At 68.8% G+C, this 18,354-nt stretch carries 21 protein-coding genes; 6 read left to right on the forward strand and 15 right to left on the reverse strand.

What is annotated here, in order from left to right; genetic code table 11:
- Positions 1-88 precede the first annotated feature (88 nt).
- Positions 89-919 (reverse strand): hypothetical protein, encoded by an 831-nt coding sequence (locus tag A5659_RS23455; RefSeq protein ID WP_067184614.1) that lies wholly within the window; start codon positions 917-919, stop codon positions 89-91.
- A 359-nt stretch (positions 920-1,278) separates the two neighbouring features.
- Between A5659_RS23455 and A5659_RS23460 the strand changes: the two genes are divergently transcribed.
- From A5659_RS23460 to A5659_RS23470, 3 genes are all read left to right on the forward strand, one after another.
- Positions 1,279-1,587 carry a WhiB family transcriptional regulator gene (locus tag A5659_RS23460; protein ID WP_064883744.1) on the forward strand — a complete coding sequence of 103 codons (309 nt, stop codon included), beginning with the start codon at positions 1,279-1,281 and terminating at the stop codon, positions 1,585-1,587.
- Between the two features lie 192 nt (positions 1,588-1,779).
- Positions 1,780-1,965 carry a hypothetical protein gene (locus tag A5659_RS23465; RefSeq protein WP_066866864.1) on the forward strand — a complete coding sequence of 62 codons (186 nt, stop codon included), beginning with the start codon at positions 1,780-1,782 and terminating at the stop codon, positions 1,963-1,965.
- Positions 1,966-2,003: 38 nt separating this feature from the next.
- Positions 2,004-2,765 carry a superoxide dismutase family protein gene (locus A5659_RS23470; RefSeq protein ID WP_067184617.1) on the forward strand — a complete coding sequence of 254 codons (762 nt, stop codon included), beginning with the start codon at positions 2,004-2,006 and terminating at the stop codon, positions 2,763-2,765.
- 64 nt (positions 2,766-2,829) lie between these two features.
- On the opposite strand, the gene A5659_RS23475 is transcribed toward A5659_RS23470, so the two are convergent.
- Complete coding sequence (locus tag A5659_RS23475) at positions 2,830-3,414, reverse strand: TetR/AcrR family transcriptional regulator (protein ID WP_231997995.1); 585 nt, start codon at positions 3,412-3,414, stop codon at positions 2,830-2,832.
- 118 nt (positions 3,415-3,532) lie between these two features.
- Here A5659_RS23475 and A5659_RS23480 point away from each other — a divergent pair, with 118 nt between their 5' ends.
- Complete coding sequence (locus A5659_RS23480; protein WP_067022006.1) at positions 3,533-3,961, forward strand: tautomerase family protein; 429 nt, start codon at positions 3,533-3,535, stop codon at positions 3,959-3,961.
- A 52-nt stretch (positions 3,962-4,013) separates the two neighbouring features.
- Positions 4,014-4,514, forward strand: coding sequence for a DUF302 domain-containing protein (locus A5659_RS23485; RefSeq protein ID WP_067184619.1), 501 nt, complete (start codon positions 4,014-4,016; stop codon positions 4,512-4,514).
- 49 nt (positions 4,515-4,563) lie between these two features.
- Here the strand turns inward: A5659_RS23485 and A5659_RS23490 are convergent, their stop codons facing one another.
- The gene (locus tag A5659_RS23490; RefSeq protein ID WP_066881095.1) at positions 4,564-4,974 is read right to left on the reverse strand and encodes a Rid family hydrolase; all 411 of its coding nucleotides are present in this window, start codon (positions 4,972-4,974) and stop codon (positions 4,564-4,566) included.
- A gap of 90 nt (positions 4,975-5,064) precedes the next feature.
- Here A5659_RS23490 and A5659_RS23495 point away from each other — a divergent pair, with 90 nt between their 5' ends.
- Positions 5,065-5,466 (forward strand): hydrogenase, encoded by a 402-nt coding sequence (locus A5659_RS23495; RefSeq protein ID WP_066866853.1) that lies wholly within the window; start codon positions 5,065-5,067, stop codon positions 5,464-5,466.
- A gap of 5 nt (positions 5,467-5,471) precedes the next feature.
- Here A5659_RS23495 and A5659_RS23500 read toward each other — a convergent pair whose 3' ends face one another.
- From A5659_RS23500 to A5659_RS23555, 12 genes are all read right to left on the reverse strand, one after another.
- Complete coding sequence (locus A5659_RS23500) at positions 5,472-6,680, reverse strand: FAD-dependent oxidoreductase (RefSeq protein WP_082976171.1); 1,209 nt, start codon at positions 6,678-6,680, stop codon at positions 5,472-5,474.
- Between the two features lie 57 nt (positions 6,681-6,737).
- On the reverse strand, positions 6,738-8,258 hold the full coding sequence (locus A5659_RS23505; RefSeq protein ID WP_067184621.1) for an adenylate/guanylate cyclase domain-containing protein: 1,521 nt from the start codon (positions 8,256-8,258) through the stop codon (positions 6,738-6,740).
- A gap of 97 nt (positions 8,259-8,355) precedes the next feature.
- Positions 8,356-9,975, reverse strand: a complete 1,620-nt coding sequence (gene groL, locus A5659_RS23510; protein WP_066866337.1) for a chaperonin GroEL — start codon at positions 9,973-9,975, stop codon at positions 8,356-8,358.
- A 136-nt stretch (positions 9,976-10,111) separates the two neighbouring features.
- Positions 10,112-10,414 (reverse strand): co-chaperone GroES, encoded by a 303-nt coding sequence (gene groES, locus A5659_RS23515; RefSeq protein ID WP_064950356.1) that lies wholly within the window; start codon positions 10,412-10,414, stop codon positions 10,112-10,114.
- Between the two features lie 247 nt (positions 10,415-10,661).
- Positions 10,662-11,687, reverse strand: coding sequence for a tRNA (adenosine(37)-N6)-threonylcarbamoyltransferase complex transferase subunit TsaD (tsaD, locus tag A5659_RS23520; protein WP_067184624.1), 1,026 nt, complete (start codon positions 11,685-11,687; stop codon positions 10,662-10,664).
- On the reverse strand, positions 11,684-12,157 hold the full coding sequence (rimI, locus tag A5659_RS23525; protein ID WP_066866333.1) for a ribosomal protein S18-alanine N-acetyltransferase: 474 nt from the start codon (positions 12,155-12,157) through the stop codon (positions 11,684-11,686). The genes tsaD and rimI overlap by 4 nt, the downstream gene beginning before the upstream one ends.
- Positions 12,154-12,777, reverse strand: coding sequence for a tRNA (adenosine(37)-N6)-threonylcarbamoyltransferase complex dimerization subunit type 1 TsaB (gene tsaB, locus A5659_RS23530; RefSeq protein ID WP_067184626.1), 624 nt, complete (start codon positions 12,775-12,777; stop codon positions 12,154-12,156). The genes rimI and tsaB overlap by 4 nt, the downstream gene beginning before the upstream one ends.
- Positions 12,774-13,271, reverse strand: a complete 498-nt coding sequence (tsaE, locus tag A5659_RS23535) for a tRNA (adenosine(37)-N6)-threonylcarbamoyltransferase complex ATPase subunit type 1 TsaE (protein ID WP_156749338.1) — start codon at positions 13,269-13,271, stop codon at positions 12,774-12,776. Before tsaE ends, tsaB begins: the two co-directional genes overlap by 4 nt.
- Positions 13,264-14,313, reverse strand: coding sequence for an alpha/beta fold hydrolase (locus tag A5659_RS23540; protein WP_197498174.1), 1,050 nt, complete (start codon positions 14,311-14,313; stop codon positions 13,264-13,266). Before A5659_RS23540 ends, tsaE begins: the two co-directional genes overlap by 8 nt.
- Positions 14,314-14,365: 52 nt before the next feature.
- Positions 14,366-15,532 (reverse strand): alanine racemase, encoded by a 1,167-nt coding sequence (alr, locus tag A5659_RS23545; protein ID WP_067184636.1) that lies wholly within the window; start codon positions 15,530-15,532, stop codon positions 14,366-14,368.
- 43 nt (positions 15,533-15,575) lie between these two features.
- On the reverse strand, positions 15,576-16,952 hold the full coding sequence (locus A5659_RS23550) for a glutamate decarboxylase (RefSeq protein WP_156748995.1): 1,377 nt from the start codon (positions 16,950-16,952) through the stop codon (positions 15,576-15,578).
- A 31-nt stretch (positions 16,953-16,983) separates the two neighbouring features.
- The coding region (locus A5659_RS23555; RefSeq protein WP_067184638.1) for a bifunctional ADP-dependent NAD(P)H-hydrate dehydratase/NAD(P)H-hydrate epimerase at positions 16,984-18,354 on the reverse strand (1,371 nt) is incomplete at its 5' end.

Below are 18,354 nucleotides of genomic sequence, written 5' to 3' on the forward strand. Positions count from 1 at the left end.
ACGGTGATATCTCCAACGTTACGAAGCGGACACATCGCGGGCCAACCGGGCTAACTAACGAAATGACAATAACGGTCGGGAGGCCGTTTCAAGCGGAACGCCACGTCCCACCGGCGCGCCGCACCTGGCCTGCGCAGACATCGCGGATTTCGTGCAGCTGGTGTGCCACAAACGTGACGCTTCCGATATCGATCAGCAAGCAAGCCAGCGCCCACCGCAGTGGCAGCAGCCCTAACCGGCCCGCATCCGTCAGCGCGGCGTCCGCGACCGCCCGGGCACGCTCGAGGTTGCCCGCGCAGCACAGCGCGGCGGCCAGCACCACCTCGCTTTTGACCCGGTGGCGCGGCGATGCGACGGTCATGGCCGCCGCCAGCTCCACGCCTTCGCCGGCGTGGCGGACGGCGGCGTCGCCTTCACCGCGGGCCATCGCCAGTTCGGCGGCCACCCATCGTCGGCGCACCGGCAGCCGATCGGGCACCGCCGCTTCGGAATTCGGCGACGCAAGCAGCGGATCGGTGCGCGCCAGCAGCGTCGCCGCGGCCGCGAAGCGCCCGACGCCCAGCGCGTCGGCGGCCAGCCCGATAAGCGCGTCGGCGCACGCCTCGGGGTCGCCGCCGGCCAGCGCCAGGGCGCGCCCGTCCCAGCCCCGCGCCACACCATGCCAACCGAGCTGGCGCAAAAACGACCCCTGCGTGCTCCTGCCCAGCGACGCCAGCCGCCCGGTGGGCGCGATGCGCCGCAGCACCGCGAGGTCGCGGTAGGCGGCGCCGTAGCGCCCCTGGCCCCCGGCCGCCACGGCGCGCAGCCACAGTTCCTCCGGCGTCGTCGCCGACGGCAGCGGCCAGTCGGCGGGGCGGTCCCCGAAGGCGGCGTCGGCCAGCCGCCGCCCAATCACGGAAGTGTGACGAGTTTCAATCACAATGATGTAGTAAACAGTTTGTGGTCTTCATGTTACCGAACCGTTAATCACTATAGCCCATGGATAAATTCGCCTTATCCCTCTACCACGCGCTGAGCTGGGCAATCTCGTTTCGGCCAACCGCCTGGTAGCACGGCATACGTTTCGCAATTTCAATCGAGATGAACGCAAAGTTAATTCTGCTCCAACGGGCACATACTTTGCCGGGCTAAGTGGCTATTGACGGAAATTCACCGCCGCCCCTAACGTCTACGCATGACGGGTAGTCATCGGTGACTCCACTCCACTTAATTTAAGTTGCACCCAACCGCTTTCACGAACCTGACCTCGAGCGGGCGGTGCAGAGAGGGAACGAACCAATGCCACAGCCGGAGCAGCTACCTGGACCCAACGCCGACATCTGGAATTGGCAACTGCAGGGCTTATGCCGCGGCGTTGACTCGTCGATGTTCTTCCACCCCGACGGTGAACGTGGCCGGGCCCGCATGCAGCGCGAGCAGCGCGCGAAGGAAATGTGCCGGCAGTGCCCGGTCATCCAGGAGTGCCGGTCGCACGCCCTCGAAGTCGGTGAGCCCTACGGGGTTTGGGGCGGCCTGTCCGAGTCCGAGCGCGACCTGCTGCTCAAGGGCGACATCGGCCGGGGGCGCACCATCCGCCGGTCGGCCTAAGTCCCGCACGGCGCGCGCGATTTGCGCCCGCCCCAATGGATTCGAGCGAGGACACGCGCGACGCGGATGTTCGGGCGCACCACCCGGCCGCATCGAACCCCCTCGACAACTAGTCCGCGGCCGCAGGGCCCTGCCGAGGTCGCTGGGCCGGTAGGCTTGGTCGCCGGGGACGCCTAACGGAGGGGAACGCAGATGGCCGACACCGCGGCAGATCGCGCTATTAACAACGTCTTTGAGGCCGTGAACACGACGGCGACCCACCTCGGCCGCATCGTGGGTTTGATCGCCGGCGCGGCGGGGCGGGCCGCGCAAGAGGTGGTCGACCTGGTCTGGGACTACCGCGACCTGGCCAGCGAGGTGCGCAAACCCGCGGAGTAGGCCGTTTCGACGCGGGCCAATGTGGGTAGGCACCGCAAATGAACAAGGCCGCATGCTTTGCGGTCGCGGCGTTCACCGCGACCGTGGCCTCGCTAGCCGCGTGCTCGAACCAGCAAGGCAGCCAGCCCAATACGTCACCGTTGACCAGCTCGACTCCCGGCGCGGAGCGGCTGACCACCCAGCTGAAGACCGCCGACGGCAGTCCGGTGGCCAACGCCACGTTCGAATTCGCCAACGGCTATGCGACGGTGACCGTGGAAGCCGGACCCAACCAGGTGCTCAGCCCCGGTTTCCACGGGCTGCAGATCCACGCGGTGGGCAAGTGCGAGGCCAATTCGGCTGCGCCGAGCGGCGGCTCGAGCGGGGACTTCGACTCCGCCGGAAGCGTTTACCAGGCGCCCAATCACACGAGTTACCCGGCCAGCGGCGACCTGACCGCCTTGCAGGTGCGCTCCGACGGTTCGGCCAAACTGGTCACCACCAGCAACGCGTTCACCTCCGCTGACCTGAGAAACAGTGCGGGCACCGCGCTGATCATCCACCAGACCGCGGACAATCTGGGCAGCACCGCCCCGACGGGTGAATCCGGCAAGCGGCTGGCCTGCGGTGTGATTGCGGCGTCGTCGACCACCACAACCTCGTCGACCACCAGCGTGACGACCAGCACCACCACCACCGTGGTGCCGCCGGCATCCACCAGTACGAGCACCAGCACCGTCACGGTCACCAGCAGCCCGACCCTGACGTCGACACCGACCACGACCGTCACGACACCGCCCACCTTTCCTCCCGGGCGCTGACGCTCGAGCCACCGTGAAAGGGAACACCCCCGATCCGCAAGGGACCGGGGGTGTTTCGCGTCGCCTAGTCGGCATCGGCGACTGCGGTCAGTTGGGTGATCGCTGTGTCGAATGGCTCGGGACTACGCAGGGCGCGGCCGAGGATCAGCGCGCCCTCCACATTGATCCACACACTCGTTGCCAGCTGCACGGCCCTGTCGTGGCTCAGGCCTTTCTCGGTGAGCCGGGCGGCGAGCGTGGTGATCAGATCCTGGAAGGCTCGCCGCGTCACATCGCTGAGTTGGTCGGACGCGGGCGTCGACTCGATGACGATGGGAGCGACCGCGCACCCCTCGCGGTAGTTGCTTGACACCAGTTCATCGCGTTCGCGCCCGATAAACGCCGCGATCAGTTCAGCGGCGGTGCGGGTGTTGGCCGCCGCGCGGTTGATGTCTGCGATGCGGTCGGAAGCGTGCAGAAGGGCGACCTCGCTGGCGAGTTCTTCCTTCCCGCCCGGGAAGTGAAAGTAGATCGACCCGCGCGGGGCGGCGCTCTCGGTGACGACGTCCGACAGGGCAGTGCCGAGATAACCGTGTTCGCCGAACAAGCGCCGCGCGGCGGCGGTCATCCGCGCCTTGCTGTCACTCTTCCTTGGCATGTCGTCCATCATACATAGTTCCTTGCGGGCGCCCGGATAGCGCAGTAATCTCGGCTCTAGTTGTAAGTATGTCGCACGACATAGTATCTCTGTTCGCCGGAGCCCCGCTCCGCACCACGAAAGGAACGCCATGCCCGTCTACCAGTGCTACAGCCCGAAGGGCCTACTGACCCGGTCCGCGAAAGCCAAGATCGCCGAGGAGATGACCACCATGTACTGCGACGCCACCGGAGCGTTGGCGTCGTGGGTCAAAGTGCTTTTTCACGAACTCCCCGAGGGCGACTGCTTCACGGCCGGCAAACCGGCAACGCAGTCGTTGATTCTCGGCTTCAACCGCCACGGACGTGACCTCATGACGCGGCAGGCAATGCTGCGTCAGCTCGCGCAGATCTGGACGCGTAACTCGGGCCAGCCCGAAGCCGACCTATGGATCTCGATCGCCGAAGTCGATCCCACGAATGTCATGGATGCCGGCTTGTTCATCCCCGCGTCCGGCCACGAGCGCGAATGGCTCGAGCAGAACCGGACCAGGCTTGCCGAACTGGGAATTGCGTCCTGACAAGCGCTGCCTTCCAACGTATTTCGATAAACAACTGTAACGAGGAAACACCATGACCAAATCACTGCACGGATCGATCGAGACGGCCTCACATCAGGTCGACCGGTTGACGATCCAGATCGACGACACGTTCGACGGGTTCAAGAATCGCTACGAGCAAGCGGTGCCCGCTTTCCAGAGCGAGATATTCGACTCCCTCATCGAACGAGAAGCTGACTGGCAGACCGTTCTAGAGGCCACCGCCCAGAACGCGCCGCACGGCTTCATTCTCTATTGGTCACACGATTTCACGTCGCTGATGCGGCTGGCCGGCGACCGCGGCCGGTGCGTCGAGTACCTGATGGGCAATCACACGATCGCGCAGAAGATGTACCGGTACAACCCGGCCGTTCTGCTCTATGCGCCGTTGCGCACTGCCATTGTGGAGGACGCCGACGGCACCACATGGTTTACCGTTGACCAACCCAGCACGCGGTTCAGCAGCTTCAACATACCCCAAATCACCACGGTAGGAATCGAATTGGATCACAAGCTGGCCACGTTGCTGGCGTAACTCGGCGCCTCCGTGCCGGCCGGACTCACCGCACCGCGTTAGTCACGGCTCAGACGACCGCGGTGACTTGGATCTCGACACGCATCTTCGGACTCGCCAGCGCGGCGACGCCGATGCATGTCCACAGGGGCGCGTGCTCGCCCATGCGCCGGCGAAACTGTTCGACCATGGTGTCCAGGTGCTCGGACCCGATCCGGCCATCCGCTCCGGGGACGTGATAGGAGTGCACGTGCACCACGTCGCGCCAGGAGGCTCCCGCCGTCGACAACGTCCGTTCGACGTTGTCGAAAGCCGCAATGATCTCGTCGCGCGCCGACTCCGGATAGCGCCAGTGCTCGTCCCACCCTCCCTGCCCGGCCGTCTCCACCCGGTCCCCGTAGCGAACGGCCTGCGCATAGTGGAACTCCCGGAGCTGGTGGTCGCCATAGCCGGGAGTGACAGAAAATATCGGCCTACCCATGGGGGCCATCTTCGTCGCCGACCGCGTCGCGGGTACTCGCTTCGCCCGCAATCGACCGCAGGCGCCGCCAAACGCCCCTAGTGTGCTGACATGCAGACGCTGCTGTTCACCCTCGGGCTGGTCTTGTTCCTGCTCGGACTGTTCACCGGATTGCCCCTGCCCGTGTTGAAAAACCGGCGCATGGCGCTGTCGAGTCATCTCGAGGGGGTCCTCAACGGCATGTTCCTCGTGTTGCTGGGCCTGCTCTGGCCGCACGTCCACCTGCCCGAGGCGTGGGCAATCACGGCGGCGGCCCTCGTCGTCTACGCCGCCTACGCGAACTGGTTGGCGACGCTGCTCGCGGCGGCATGGGGCGCCGGCGGCAGGCTCGCGCCGATCGCGACCGGCGACCACGAGGCCTCGGCGGCAAAGGAGAAGTTGGTCAGCGTCCTGCTGGTCTCCCTGGCGCCGTGCATCGTGGTCGGCGTCGTCATCGTCATCGCCGGGCTCTGACGGCGCTACCGGGAGTGCACATCCGGCGTGCGGACATGCTCGGGACGAAAACCACGTCCGACGAAAATCGGCGGAATCGCTTGCAGCGGACCCATACCCACGATCTTGGGGACGCGAATCGGGGACAGGTCACCGCTCAAGTTGGGCGCGATCGCCCTGTCCTGCATGAACACCTGAAAAGCCTGGACGATCCGGGTGGGTAGCTCGCGCCGCCGCTGCACTCTCGCGAGGTCTTCGTCGGTCACCCGGCCCTCGCGCAGCGGGGCGCACAGGACGTTGGCCGCGGCCACCGCGTCGGCCACCGCGAGGTTGATGCCGACCCCGCCGGCCGGCGACATGGCGTGCGCCGCGTCGCCGATGCACAGCAGGCCCGTTCGCCACCACGTCTCGAGCCGATCCACCCGCACGTCGAGTTCGCTGGTGTCGTCCCACGAACTCAGGTCGTTGACGTGCTCTCGCAGCCGCGGTTGCGCGGTCGCGATCCGCTCCTTGAACTCCTCGAGGGATCCCTCCCGCGGGTTTGATCCCTTCGGCATCAAATAGGCGATCTGCCAGTAATCGCCCCGGTAGATCATCGCCATCATCAGGCCCTTGCGCAGCACCGCGAACAGTTCCTGGGGGTCGCCGGGGCGCCATTTCAGCCGGAACCACAGCACATCCATCGGCGAGTGCGCCGCTGCGGTCTGCAGCCCCGCCGCGGCGCGCACCGCGGACTTGCGTCCATCCGCGGCGATCACCAGCTGGGCGCGCACCTCGAGGTCCGGCGTGCGCACCCCGGCCACCCGGTCGCCTTCGACCATGACGTCGGTGACCTCGGCATTGCGAAGCAAGGTGAATTCGGGGTAGGCAGAAGCCTTTTCGGCGAGGAAGTCGAGGAAGTCCCACTGCGGCATCATGGCGATATAGGGCTGCCGGAAACCGAGCCGCTTGAGCACCTTGAAATTGCCGAAGGTGCGAATGGAGCCGTCGGTGTCGAAGGCGACCCGGTCGATCTTGGTGTGCGGTAGCCGCAGGAACTCGTCGATGAACCCCAGCTCGTCCATGATCCGCAGGGTGGACGGGTGCACGGTGTCGCCGCGGAAGTCGCGCAGGAAGTCGTTGTGCTTCTCCAAGACCACGACCCGGATTCCGGCCCGGGCGAGCAGCAGAGCATGAACCATCCCGGCGGGACCGCCGCCGGCAACACACACCTCGGTCTGCAGCACTTGCGTCATGGGCGGGACTCCTCGTGGAGTGTGGAATACGAGTGCAGACTACGGCATCGACACCGTCTACGACGTCGCCGCCGACGCGGGGCCGATGCCGAACACCTGCACCTCGGCCGACTTTCCCTTCAGGGCGTGAAAACCCCTGTCCGTCAGTCCCATTGGCGGCGACCGCAGCGCGTCGACGGTCTGCTGGGTCAGCAGGATCGCGTCCCCGGTGGTTTTGGTGAGCTGTTCGACGCGGGCGGCCACGTTCACGGCGTCACCGATGAGCGTGAATTCGAGTTTGCCTCCGCCGCCGATGGTTCCGGCGATCACCGCACCGGTGTTGATCCCGATGCCGACCCGCACTGCTCCGCCGAATCGTTCGGCTACCAAGTGCTGAATGCGTAACGCCGCGCTCGCCGCCGCGTCGGCATGATCGGCAAGATCGTTAGGGGCGTTGAAGACGGCCAGCGCGCCGTCGCCGAGGAACTTGTTGACATGGCCACCGGCATCGACCACCGCAGGCACCACGATCTCGAACAAAGCATTAAGCCGGGCGACGGTGTCCTCGGCGGTGTTGGCCTCGGCGAACGGGGTGAAGTCGCGGACGTCGACGAACATCACTGTCACCTCGCGGCGCTCGCCGGTGAAGACGTCGTCACCTTGCTCGAGCAGTCGCGCGGCTAGAGCCGGGTCGACATAGTTCCCGAACGCGCCCTGAAGTCGTTGCCGCTCAGCCAATCCCGCCTGCATGCGGTTGAACGACGCCGCCAACGCGCCAAGGTCGTCGTCCTGAACCACTGGCAGGCGCCGGCTGTAGTCGCCCGCCGCAACCCGTTTCGTCCCTTCGGCCAGGTCGCGAATCGGCCGCAGCGAAGGCGCGAACACCGCGGCGACGGTGATAGGTACCGCGAAGCAGAGGATCATCCCGGCCGCGATCAGGAGGTAAAGCAGCGGAAAACGTCCAGCTCGCTCGAAAACCACCGCCAGCAGCGCACTTGAGAGGGCGAACGTGAACGCGACGCCGAGCATGGAGACGTTCACCCACGCCGCAAAGCTCGGATGAGACCGAGGCAGGGAGTCACCGATTCCAGTGTTATCAGCGATAGCAAACCTGGCCGGCCGCAGCGCCGCTTCCACGAAGCTGTGCACACCGATGAGCTGGATGCCCGTTCCCATTGCGGCGCCCATGATCCCGTATTGGACCAGCCGCCACCCCGACGCCCCGGCGATCCCAGCCACGACGACCAAGAGCAGGGCAGCCCAGACAGCGGTGACCACCACGGCTCGGGCAATTGTCCGCCGGCCCCACCTGTAGGTGGAGTGCAATGCCCGCGCCCGATCAACATCCCGGCCGGCCGCCCAACGGTCCACGACACCACTGCCGCCCCGGCCAGGAAGCACGAGCATGTACACCAGCACCAACCCGGCGACAATGTTCACGGTGACGGTCTCGACGTAGTGGCCAGATCCTTCGAGAGCGACAACACAGAACGACGGAAGAAGGAAGATCGGCAGGGTCAGGGCGTAGAGGACCGCGCCAATCGCCCACGAGTACCTCGTCTTATACCGATCCCACGCCCACTGCCAGATGCGGTCCATGCCGCGACCGTAGACGCTCAACCGCGGCTCGTGGGCAGGGTCAGCAAACAAACAAGCGCCCCCGGCCATGCAACCGGGGGCGCTTGTCGTCGTTCACTCAGTGGTGGTGGTGATGACCGTGGCCATGGTCGTCGGCCTCCTCGGCCGGCTTGTCGACGACCGCCGTCTCGGTGGTCAGGACCATCCGGGCCACCGATGCGGCGTTGAGCACGGCCGAGCGGGTGACCTTGACCGGGTCGATGACGCCGTCGGCGATCAGGTCGCCGTAGGTCAGCTTGTCCGCGTTCAGGCCGTGGCCGTTGGGCAGCTCGGTCACCTTGTGCACCGCGACCGCGCCGTCGAGCCCGGCGTTGGTGGCGATCCAGTACAGCGGCGCCGCCAGCGCCTCGGAGAAGACGCCGACACCCAGTGCCTGGTCGCCGCTCAGCGATGCGCGCAGCGTCTCCAGCGCCTTGCGGGTCTGCAGCAGCGCCGAGCCGCCACCGGCGACAATGCCTTCCTCGACAGCGGCTTTCGCGGCCGCGACGGCGTCCTCGACGCTTTCCTTGCGTTCCTTGAGCGCCGTCTCGGTGGCCGCTCCCACCTGGATCACCGCCACACCGCCGGCCAGCTTGGCCAGCCGCTCCTGCAGCTTCTCGCGGTCCCAGTCGGAGTCGCTCGCCTCGATCTCGGCGCGCAGCTGCTTGATGCGGTTGGCCACCGCATCCTTGGTGCCGCCGCCGTCGACGATGACGGTGTCGTCCTTGCTGACCACCACGCGGCGGGCCGAGCCCAGCACGTCCGTGCCGACCTCGCGCAGCAACAGGCCCGCGTCCGGGTTGATCACCTGGCCGCCGGTCACGATCGCCAGGTCCTCCAGGAACGCCTTGCGGCGGTCGCCGAAGAACGGCGCCTTGACCGCGACTGCCTTCAGCGTCTTGCGGATGGAGTTGACGACCAGGGTGGCCAGCGCCTCGCCCTCGATGTCCTCGGCGATGATCAACAGCGGCTTGCCCGATTCGGCGACCTTCTCCAGCATCGGCAGCAGGTCGGGCAGCGAACTGATCTTGTCCTGGTGCAACAGGATCACCGGGTCGTCCAGCACGGCCTGCTGGGAGTCGAAGTCGGTGACGAAATACGCCGACAGGAAGCCCTTGTCGAAACCGACGCCCTCGGTGAACTCGAGCTCGGTGCTCAGCGTCGAGGATTCTTCGACGCTGACCACGCCGTCGGTGCCGACCTTGGTCATCGCCTCACCGACCAGCTCACCCAGCAGCTGGTCGCGCGAGGACACGGTCGCCACCTGCGCGATCGCGTCCTTGCCGGAGACCGGGGTGGCCGCGGACAGCAGCGCCTCGGACACCGCGTCGGCGGCCTTGCTGATCCCCGCCCCCAACTCGATGGGGTTGGCGCCGGCCGCGACCAGCCGCAGGCCGCCCTTGACCAGCGCCTGCGCCAGCACGGTCGCCGTCGTGGTGCCGTCGCCGGCGACGTCGTTGGTCTTGGTGGCCACCGACTTCACCAGCTGGGCGCCCAGGTTCTCGAACGGGTCTTCCAGGTCGATCTCACGCGCGACGGTCACACCGTCGTTGGTGACCGCCGGGCCACCGAATGCCTTGGCCAGCACCACATGCCGGCCGCGCGGCCCGAGCGTCACCCGTACCGCGTCGGCGAGCGTGTTCACGCCCGCCTCGATGGCGCGGCGCGCGGTCTCGTCGTACTCAATGATCTTGCTCATCAGGCTCCTTGTTTGAATGGTGGCGACCCGCTTCGCCCGGCTTCGCCGCGCTTGCGATCGCCACTAGCCCCAAACGCATGCCGCCCCGGAAATCACCCGCGCGGGACGCGGGGATCGCCGGGGCGGAACACGGTTCTTACTTGGAGACGACAGCCAGCACGTCGCGTGCCGACAGGATCAGGTACTCCTCGCCGCCGTACTTGATCTCGGTGCCGCCGTACTTGCTGTAGATGACGGTGTCGCCTTCCGAGACGTCCAGCGGGATGCGCTTCGCGCCGTCTTCGTCCCACCGGCCGGGGCCGACTGCGACGACGGTGCCTTCCTGCGGCTTCTCCTTGGCGGTGTCAGGAATGACCAGACCAGACGCGGTCGTGGTCTCGGCCTCGTTGGCCTGCACGAGAATCTTGTCCTCGAGTGGCTTGATATTCACCTTCGCCACGATTGGAGCCTCCACTGTTGGGTCGGGTCCGGGACGCGCCCGGACCGGAGTTGACGGCCGGCACGGGTTGAGCCCGCACCTTCCGAGTTATCAGGTGTTCGGCATTCGTCCGCGCCCGAGCGCCGTCGTCGCGGGTGCCGACACAGGGCTTGGCCGATTGCCACCTAGCACTCTATACATGCGAGTGCTAGCACTCAAGGGCCCCCCGCTGCTTCTCCAGCGTCGGCGTGTCCGCGCTCAGCGAACATCAACTCACCTGCGCTTTCACCACGGGCAGCCCCGGGTCGCTGGGCACGTCCAGCGCCGACGGCGGCGCCCCCGCGGCGACCAGATGCGCCGCGAACGACGCGATCATCGCCCCGTTGTCGGTGCACAGCCGGGGCCTGGGGATGCGCAGCGTCAGGCCCGCCTCGGCGCAGCGCCGCTCCGCCAGCTCACGCAGCCGGGAATTGGCGGCCACCCCGCCCGCGATCAGCAGGGTCCGCACGCCCAGCCCGGTGGCGGCGCGCACGGCCTTTTTGGTGAGCACGTCGGCGACGGCCTCCTGAAAGCCGGCCGCGATGTCGGCGTTCACCGCGTCGGGGTGGCTTTCCAGGTAGCGCGCGACGGCCGTCTTGAGGCCGGAGAAGCTGAACGCGTAGGGGTCGTCACGCGGCCCGGTCATGCCGCGCGGAAAGGCGATCGCGTCGCGATCGCCCGTGCGGGCCAGCTCGTCGAGCACCCTGCCGCCCGGGTAGCCGAGCCCCAGCAGCCTCGCCACCTTGTCGTAGGCCTCGCCGGCGGCGTCGTCGACGGTGCTGCCCAGCTCGATGATCGGCTCGCCGAGCGAACGCACGTGCAGCAGGTGGGTGTGGCCGCCGGAGACCAGCAGCGCCACGCACTCGGGCAGCGGCCCGTGCTCGTAGACGTCGGCGGCCAGATGCCCGCCCAGGTGGTTCACCGCATAGAAGGGCACCCCCCAGGCCGCCGAATAGGCTTTGGCCGCAGCGACTCCCACCAGCAGGGCGCCGGCCAGCCCGGGCCCGATGGTGGCCGCGACGACGTCGGGCCTGTCCAGCCCGGCGGTCGACAACGCGCGGCGCACGGCCGGTCCCAGCGCCTCCAGATGCGCGCGCGAGGCGATCTCGGGCACCACGCCGCCGAACCGCACGTGTTCGTCGACGCTAGAGGCCACCTCGTCGGCCAGCAGCGTCACGGCGCCGTCGGGATCCAACCGGGCGATGCCGACTCCCGTTTCGTCGCAGGAGGTTTCGATGGCAAGAATGGTTGTCATGCGCCGTGGGCCTCCCGCCGCATCGTGTACGCGTCGGCGCCGCTGACCCGGTAATAGCGGCGGCGCAGGCCGATCTGCTCGAACCCGACGCTGGTGTACAGCCCGATCGCGGCCTCGTTGTCGGTGCGGACCTCCAGGTACACCGCGCCGCCGTCGGCGAACCTCAGCAGCTCGTCGAGCAGCCGGCGGCCGATGCCCCGGCCCTGGTACGCCGGATCCACGCCGATGGTGTGCACCTCGTATTCGTAGGGCGGGGTGCGGCCCAATCGCGAGATGCCGGCGTAGCCGACCAGCGTCTCGCCCACCCGCGCGCCCACGTAATGGTTGTGGGCACTGGCCAATTCGCGATGGAATGCCGCCGCGGGCCACGGGTCGTCGCCGTCGAAGAGCTGCGCCTCCAGCTCGGCGCAGCGCTGGGCGTCGGCCCGGGTCAGGCCGCCGAGGGTCGCGGGCTCGCTGTGGGCGGTCATCGCCGCGTGGCCAACGGTTTGGCGTCGGGCCGACGCAGGTACAGGGCCACCAGCGGCTCGGGGTCGACGGACCAATCGGCCACCGCCGCAACCAGTCCGGCCGGTGTCGGGCAGCTCGGTTCACCCACCGGCAGGCCGAACAGGGCGGCGTGTTCGGGTGAGCCGGCCACGGCCGCCGCGGCACCCGGGTCGACGTCGGCCGGCGCGTTGACGGCCGGGCCGTGGGTGCGCACGCCGTCGCGGTAGCGGGCCCAATAGACCTCGCGGCGGCGGGCGTCGGTCACCACCAAGGCGTCCCCGGTGGTCCGCACGCCGATCGCGTCCAGGCTGCACACGCCGCGCACGGGGATGCCGAGGGCGTGCCCGTAGGCGGCGGCGGTGGCCATGCCCGCGCGCAGGCCGGTGAACGGGCCCGGTCCGCAGCCCACCACGACGGCGCCCAGGTCGGCCATCCCCAATCCCGAATCAGCCAGAGCAGCAAGGACATTCGGGGTGAGGCGTTCGGCGTGGGCCCGGGCGTCGACGGTGACCCGCTCGGCGAACACGCACAGGTCGTCACGCCGCACCAGGCCGGCCGTCACCGCCGGGGTCGAGGTGTCGAGGGCAAGGACGATCGTCATGACTCGCCCCCGTTGTCGGCGTTGTCGGCCCACCGCCAGGTCGCGATCCGCACGTCGGATCCGGTGACGCGCTCGAGCCGGATGTCCAGATGCCGCTCGGCGAGCCGCTCGACCAGGCCCTCACCCCATTCCACCACCACGACAGCGTCGTCGAGATCGCTGTCCAAGTCCAGCGAATCGAGTTCGGCGAGCAGATCGGCGCCCTGATTGTCGGTGTGGTCGAGCAGCCGGTACATGTCGACGTGAATCATGGCCGGGGCCCCCGCGCGCCGCGGCGGATGCACGCGTGCCAGCACGTAGGACGGCGAGGTCACCGGCCCGTCGACATCCATCGCCGCCGCAATCCCCTTGGCCAGCACGGTCTTTCCCGCCCCGAGCGGACCCGAGAGCACCACCACGTCCCCCGCCCGCAGGTGTTGCGCCAGCCGCGAGCCCAGCGCCATGGTGTCCTCGACCCGGTCACAGGTCGCGGTGCCGCTGTCGAGTTCAGCCACGGCGCCGCAACCTTTCTCGCATCCGCCGCATGCGCAGCGCCGCCTTGCCCGGGGTGGCCCGCCGAACCAGTCGGACCAGCCCGCCGTTGATGGCGTCGGGCTTGTCCAGCAGCGCCAGGTGGCTCGCGCCGACGACGATGACCAGCTCGGACTGCGGCAGGCTGGCGGCCATCTTGCGCGAATATTCGTCGGGGGTGAGCAGGTCGTGGTCGCCGCACGCGATCAGCGTCGGGACCCGCAGCAGCGTCCACAGCCCGGCGGTCTCGTCGTGCTTTTCCAGCGCGTCCAGAAAGCCGACCATGGTGGGGATCGGGGTGCTGTTCATCATCCGCTGCGAGAACGCGTCCAGGCTGCGGCTGACCTGCAGGTCGCTGTAGGAGGCGGCCCGCAGCACCGGGCCGATCAACGACCGGGACACGTTGCGCCCCCTGTGCATCAGCTTCGGCGCGGACCGCGCGGCGACCCGAACCGCTTCCAGCGCAGGGTTTTTCAGGATCTCGCCCAGCGGTGACCTGGACACCCCTTCGGCCGCGGACGAAATCAGCGCGGCGCCCACGATGCGGCGTCCGTATTGCTCGGGGAACTGGCGGGCGTGGGACAACACCGTCATGCCGCCCATCGAGTGGCCCACCAGCACGATCATTCCGCGCGGTGCCACCACGTTCAGCACGGTTTGCAGGTCCCTGCCGAGTTGGGTCAGCGTGTAGGTCTCGGGGTCGGCCTCGCCGGACCTGCCGTGGCCGCGCTGGTCGTAGAACACCATCCGGACGTCGGGGCCCAACTGCTCGGGCAACCGGGTGCGCTGAAAATGAAACGCGCCCATCTGCAGGCAGAACCCATGGACGAAGACCAGCGTCAGCGGCGCATCGGCCGGGCCGGTATCGCGCACCGCCAGCGGAATCCCGTCGGGCGTAGTCACCACCAGGCCGGCGTCGTCCTCGAGCCGGTTGAAATCCTCGTTCGCATAGGGGTCTTCGACCGTGGCGCGCTGGGTCATCGACCGGCGGGCCGAGGCGCCGATGATGGTGGCGACGGCGGTCACCCCCGCGCCTCCCGCAAGCCAGGCCCTGCCCTTGCGGCGCCTGCGGGGTTCCTCAGGACTCAACGGTTCGCGCCTCGCGGTAGGTCCTGGTGATCCGCCCGCGGGGGCTGGTCACGACTTCGTAGTGGATGGTGCCGAGCAGGTCGGCCCAGTCCTGCGCGGTGGGCTCGCCGCTCGCGCCGGACCCGAACAGGATCGCCTCGTCGCCTTCGGCCACGTCGACGCGCCCCGGGCCGAGGTCGACGACGAACTGGTCCATGCAGATCCGCCCGACGCCCGGGCGCCGGCTGCCGTTGATCAACACCTCGAGCCGGCCGCCCAGCGACCGGAAGATGCCGTCGGCGTAACCGACCGGCAGCAGCGCGAGGTTGGTGTCGCGCTGCGCGGTCCAGGTGTGGCCGTAGGACACGCTCTCCCCCGCGCGGATCGACTTCACCAGCGCCACAGAGCATTTCACCGTCATCGCCGGCACCAGACCCATGTCGCCACGCTCGGGCACCGGGCTCAGCCCGTAGATCGCGATGCCGGGGCGCACCATGTCGAAGGCCAGGTCGGGACGAGACATGGTGGCCGACGAGTTCGACAGGTGCGCCACGTCGAACCGCACGCCCTGATCGCGCGCCTGGGCCAGCATGTCGCTGAAACGTTGGGCCTGAAGGTTGTTCATGGGGTTGGCGGGCTCATCGGCGTAGACCATGTGCGACATCAGGCCCCGCAGCGCGACTGCCTCCTCGGCGACGGCCCGGCGCAGCGCGGTCAGCAGCGCGGGGTATTGCGCGGGCGGCACCCCATTGCGGTTCAGTCCGGTGTCCACTTTGACGGTGACGGTCGCGGTCCGTCCGGTGCGGCGCGCCGCGTCCACCAGGTCGTCGAGCTGGCGCTCCGAGGACACGGCGATCTGCACGTCGGCCAGCAGCGCGGGGCCGAAGTCGATGCCGGGCGGGTGCAACCAGGCCAGCACGGGCGCGGTGATGCCGTCCGCGCGCAGCGCCAGGGCCTCGGCGATGGTGGCGACGCCCAATTCGGCGGCCCCCGCGGCCAGCGCGGCGCGCGCCGTCTGGGCGGCCCCGTGGCCGTAGCCGTCGGCCTTGACCACGGCCATCACCTGCGCGCCGCCGGCCTGCTCGCACAGCAGCCGCACGTTGTGCTCAATCGCGCCCAGGTCCACCAGGGCCTCGGCGAGGACGCCCGGGGTCAGGGATATCGGCGTTGCGGACACGGCAGCCATTGTCCCAGAGCGCTCGGCGCCTCCGGACCAACCGTCAGTGCGCGAAGTGCTCGGCGCGGTAGTGCCCGCCCGGCTTGAGCTTGTCGAGGCTGGCCAGCGCGGTGCGGGCGTCGTCGTGCAGGGCCCGGGCCAGGTCGGCGGACAGGCCCTCGCGCACCACGATGCGCAGCACCGAGATGTCGGTGGCGTTGTCGGGCATGGTGTAGGCCGGCACCTGCCAGCCGTAACCCCGCAGCTCGTGGGAGACGTCGAACTCGGTGTAGCCCAGCCCGCGGGCGAGCCGGAAGCTGACCACCGGGATCGCCGAACCGTCGGAGATCAGCTCACAGTGCTCGCCGGTGCGCAGCTGCTCGCCCAGCCAGCGTGCGGTCGATGACAGCGTCTGCATCACCTGCGTGTAGCCCTCGCGTCCCAGCCGCAGGAAGTTGTAGTACTGGCCGACGACCTGGTTGCCGGGCCGGGAGAAGTTCAGCGTGAAGGTCGGCATGTCGCCGCCCAGGTAGTTGACGTGGAACACCAGGTCCTCGGGCAGGTAGTCCTTGCTGCGCCACACCACGAACCCGACGCCGGGATAGGTCAGCCCGTACTTGTGGCCGCTGACGTTGATCGACACCACCCGCGGCAGCCGGAAGTCCCACTTGAGCTCGGGGTGCAGGAACGGCACGACGAATCCGCCGCTGGCCGCGTCGACATGCACGGGGACGTCGACTCCCCCGCCGGCGGCCAGCTTGTCCAGGGCCGCGCAGATCTCGGCGATGGGTTCCAGCTCCCCGGTGTAGGTGGTGCCCAGGATCGCCACCACCCCGATGGTGTCCTCGTCGACGGCGTCGACGACCTGCTCGGGGGTGATGACGTAGCGCCCCTCCTCCATCGGCAGGTAGCGCGGTTCGACGTCGAAGTAGCGGCAGAACTTCTCCCAGACCACCTGGACGTTGGAGCCCATCACCAGGTTCGGGGTGCGGCCCTTCCAGTCCCCCCCTTTTTTCCGGCCCACCTTCTCGCGCCACCGCCACTTCATCGCCAGACCGCCGAGCATCACGGCCTCGCTGGAACCGATCGTCGACACCCCGGTGGCGCTGGACGGGTCGTCGTCGCGCAGCCCGTCGGCGTGGAACAGGTCGGCCACCATGCACACGCAGCGCTGCTCGATGGCCGCGGTCGCCGGGTATTCGTCCTTGTCGATCATGTTCTTGTCGAACGTCTCGGCCATCAGCTTGCCGGCCTCGGGATCCATCCAGGTCGTCACGAAGGTGGCCAGGTTGAGCCGGGAGCTGCCGTCGAGCATCAGCTCGTCGTGGATGAAGCGGTAGGCAGCCTCGGGATCCATCGACTCGTCGGGCATCCGCAGCGCCGGCACCGGCGCGGTGAACAGGCGGCCGGTGTAGGCGGGCGCGATCGAGTGGGCGGGCATGGACGGGTGTTGGGGCACGACGAGATCCTCTCTATAGGGCGGCCAGGGCGGCTCGGATGTGCGGCACGATGCGCGAGGCCGAGGTGGGGGCCTCGCCGGGGCCGGGGTCGGCGGCCGAGCACGCTGCCGCGCGCGCGTGCACGAAGGCCGCGGCGGCGGCCGCCTCGACCGCCGGCAGGCCCGCGGCCAGCAGCGCGCCGATCATGCCGGACAACACGTCACCGGAGCCGGCGGTGGACGCCCAGGACTGCCCGGCCGGATTGAGGTAGACCGGGCCGCCCGGGTCGGCGATGACGGTGACGTTGCCCTTGAGCAGCACCGTGGCGCCGAACGCGTCGGCCAGCTTGCGGCACGCGCCCACCGGGTCATCCCCCGGCGGGTTACCCGCCAGCCGGGCGAATTCACCCGCGTGCGGGGTCAGCACCGTCGGCGCGGCGCGGTTGGCCACCAACTCGGGGTGCGCGGCCAGGATGGTCAGCCCGTCGGCATCCACGATCACCGGCAGGTCGGTTTCCAGCGCGAACCACAGCGCCGCGGCCCCGACGTCGTCGGTGCCCAGTCCCGGGCCGACGACCCAGGACTGCACCCGGCCGGCCGAGGCGGGGGTGGGCGAGGCGATCACCTCCGGCCAGTGCGCGAGCACCTCGCGGTGCGCGCTGCCGGCGTAGCGGACCATGCCGGAGGTGGCGGCGACGGCGGCGCCGGTGCACAGCACGGCGGCGCCCGGATAGGTCGACGAGCCGGCCATCACGCCGGTGACGCCCTGCGAGTACTTGTCGTCGTGGGGCCCGGGCACCGGCCAGCGGGCGGCCACGTCGGCGGCCTCGAACCCCAACGCTGCGACGTTCGGTGCACCCGGCAGGTCGAGCCCGATGTCGATCAGCCGGACCCGCCCGCAATCAGCCAGCGCGTGCACGGGTTTGAGGCCGCCGAAGGTGACGGTCAGCACGGCGCGCACGGCGGGGCCGGTGATTGCGCCGGTCGCCGCGTCGATGCCGCTGGGGATGTCGACGGCGATCACCGGGATTCGGGCATCGTTGACGGCGGCGAACACCTCGGCCGCGGCGGGCCGCAGCGCTCCGGAGCCGGAGATGCCCACCACGCCGTCGATGACGAGATCGGTTGTCGGCGAGACGCTTTCGACGACGCGACCGCCGGCCTTTCGGAACGCCGCCAGGCCTTTGCGGTGGGTGCGCTCCGGGTTGAGCAGGATCGCGTCGGCGGCCGCGCCGCGACGGCGCAGGAAGGTGGCCGCCCACAACGCGTCTCCGCCGTTGTCTCCGGAGCCGATGACCGCGCACACACGTCGCCCGGTTACCCCGCCGGTGCGCGCCGCTAACTCGCCGATGATCTCGGTGGCCAGCCCGTAGGCCGCGCGTCGCATCAAAGCGCCGTCGGGCAG

Source organism: Mycobacterium sp. 1165196.3, assembly GCF_001673415.1.
Taxonomy (GTDB): Bacteria; Actinomycetota; Actinomycetes; order Mycobacteriales; family Mycobacteriaceae; genus Mycobacterium; species Mycobacterium europaeum_A.

What these genes read in the sequence shown, in the direction of transcription:
- A5659_RS23505 (WP_067184621.1), bottom strand. Translation starts at nt 8,258, where the DNA reads ATGGACCGCATCTGGCAGTGGGCGTGGGATCGGTATAAGACGAGGTAC.
- A5659_RS23500 (WP_082976171.1), bottom strand. Translation starts at nt 6,680, where the DNA reads ATGACGCAAGTGCTGCAGACCGAGGTGTGTGTTGCCGGCGGCGGTCCC.
- A5659_RS23460 (WP_064883744.1), top strand. Translation starts at nt 1,279, where the DNA reads ATGCCACAGCCGGAGCAGCTACCTGGACCCAACGCCGACATCTGGAAT.
- A5659_RS23485 (WP_067184619.1), top strand. Translation starts at nt 4,014, where the DNA reads ATGACCAAATCACTGCACGGATCGATCGAGACGGCCTCACATCAGGTC.
- A5659_RS23475 (WP_231997995.1), bottom strand. Translation starts at nt 3,414, where the DNA reads ATGATGGACGACATGCCAAGGAAGAGTGACAGCAAGGCGCGGATGACC.
- tsaD (WP_067184624.1), bottom strand. Translation starts at nt 11,687, where the DNA reads ATGACAACCATTCTTGCCATCGAAACCTCCTGCGACGAAACGGGAGTC.
- A5659_RS23480 (WP_067022006.1), top strand. Translation starts at nt 3,533, where the DNA reads ATGCCCGTCTACCAGTGCTACAGCCCGAAGGGCCTACTGACCCGGTCC.
- groL (WP_066866337.1), bottom strand. Translation starts at nt 9,975, where the DNA reads ATGAGCAAGATCATTGAGTACGACGAGACCGCGCGCCGCGCCATCGAG.
- A5659_RS23490 (WP_066881095.1), bottom strand. Translation starts at nt 4,974, where the DNA reads ATGGGTAGGCCGATATTTTCTGTCACTCCCGGCTATGGCGACCACCAG.
- A5659_RS23495 (WP_066866853.1), top strand. Translation starts at nt 5,065, where the DNA reads ATGCAGACGCTGCTGTTCACCCTCGGGCTGGTCTTGTTCCTGCTCGGA.
- tsaB (WP_067184626.1), bottom strand. Translation starts at nt 12,777, where the DNA reads ATGACGATCGTCCTTGCCCTCGACACCTCGACCCCGGCGGTGACGGCC.
- rimI (WP_066866333.1), bottom strand. Translation starts at nt 12,157, where the DNA reads ATGACCGCCCACAGCGAGCCCGCGACCCTCGGCGGCCTGACCCGGGCC.
- A5659_RS23550 (WP_156748995.1), bottom strand. Translation starts at nt 16,952, where the DNA reads ATGCCCGCCCACTCGATCGCGCCCGCCTACACCGGCCGCCTGTTCACC.
- A5659_RS23465 (WP_066866864.1), top strand. Translation starts at nt 1,780, where the DNA reads ATGGCCGACACCGCGGCAGATCGCGCTATTAACAACGTCTTTGAGGCC.
- A5659_RS23470 (WP_067184617.1), top strand. Translation starts at nt 2,004, where the DNA reads ATGAACAAGGCCGCATGCTTTGCGGTCGCGGCGTTCACCGCGACCGTG.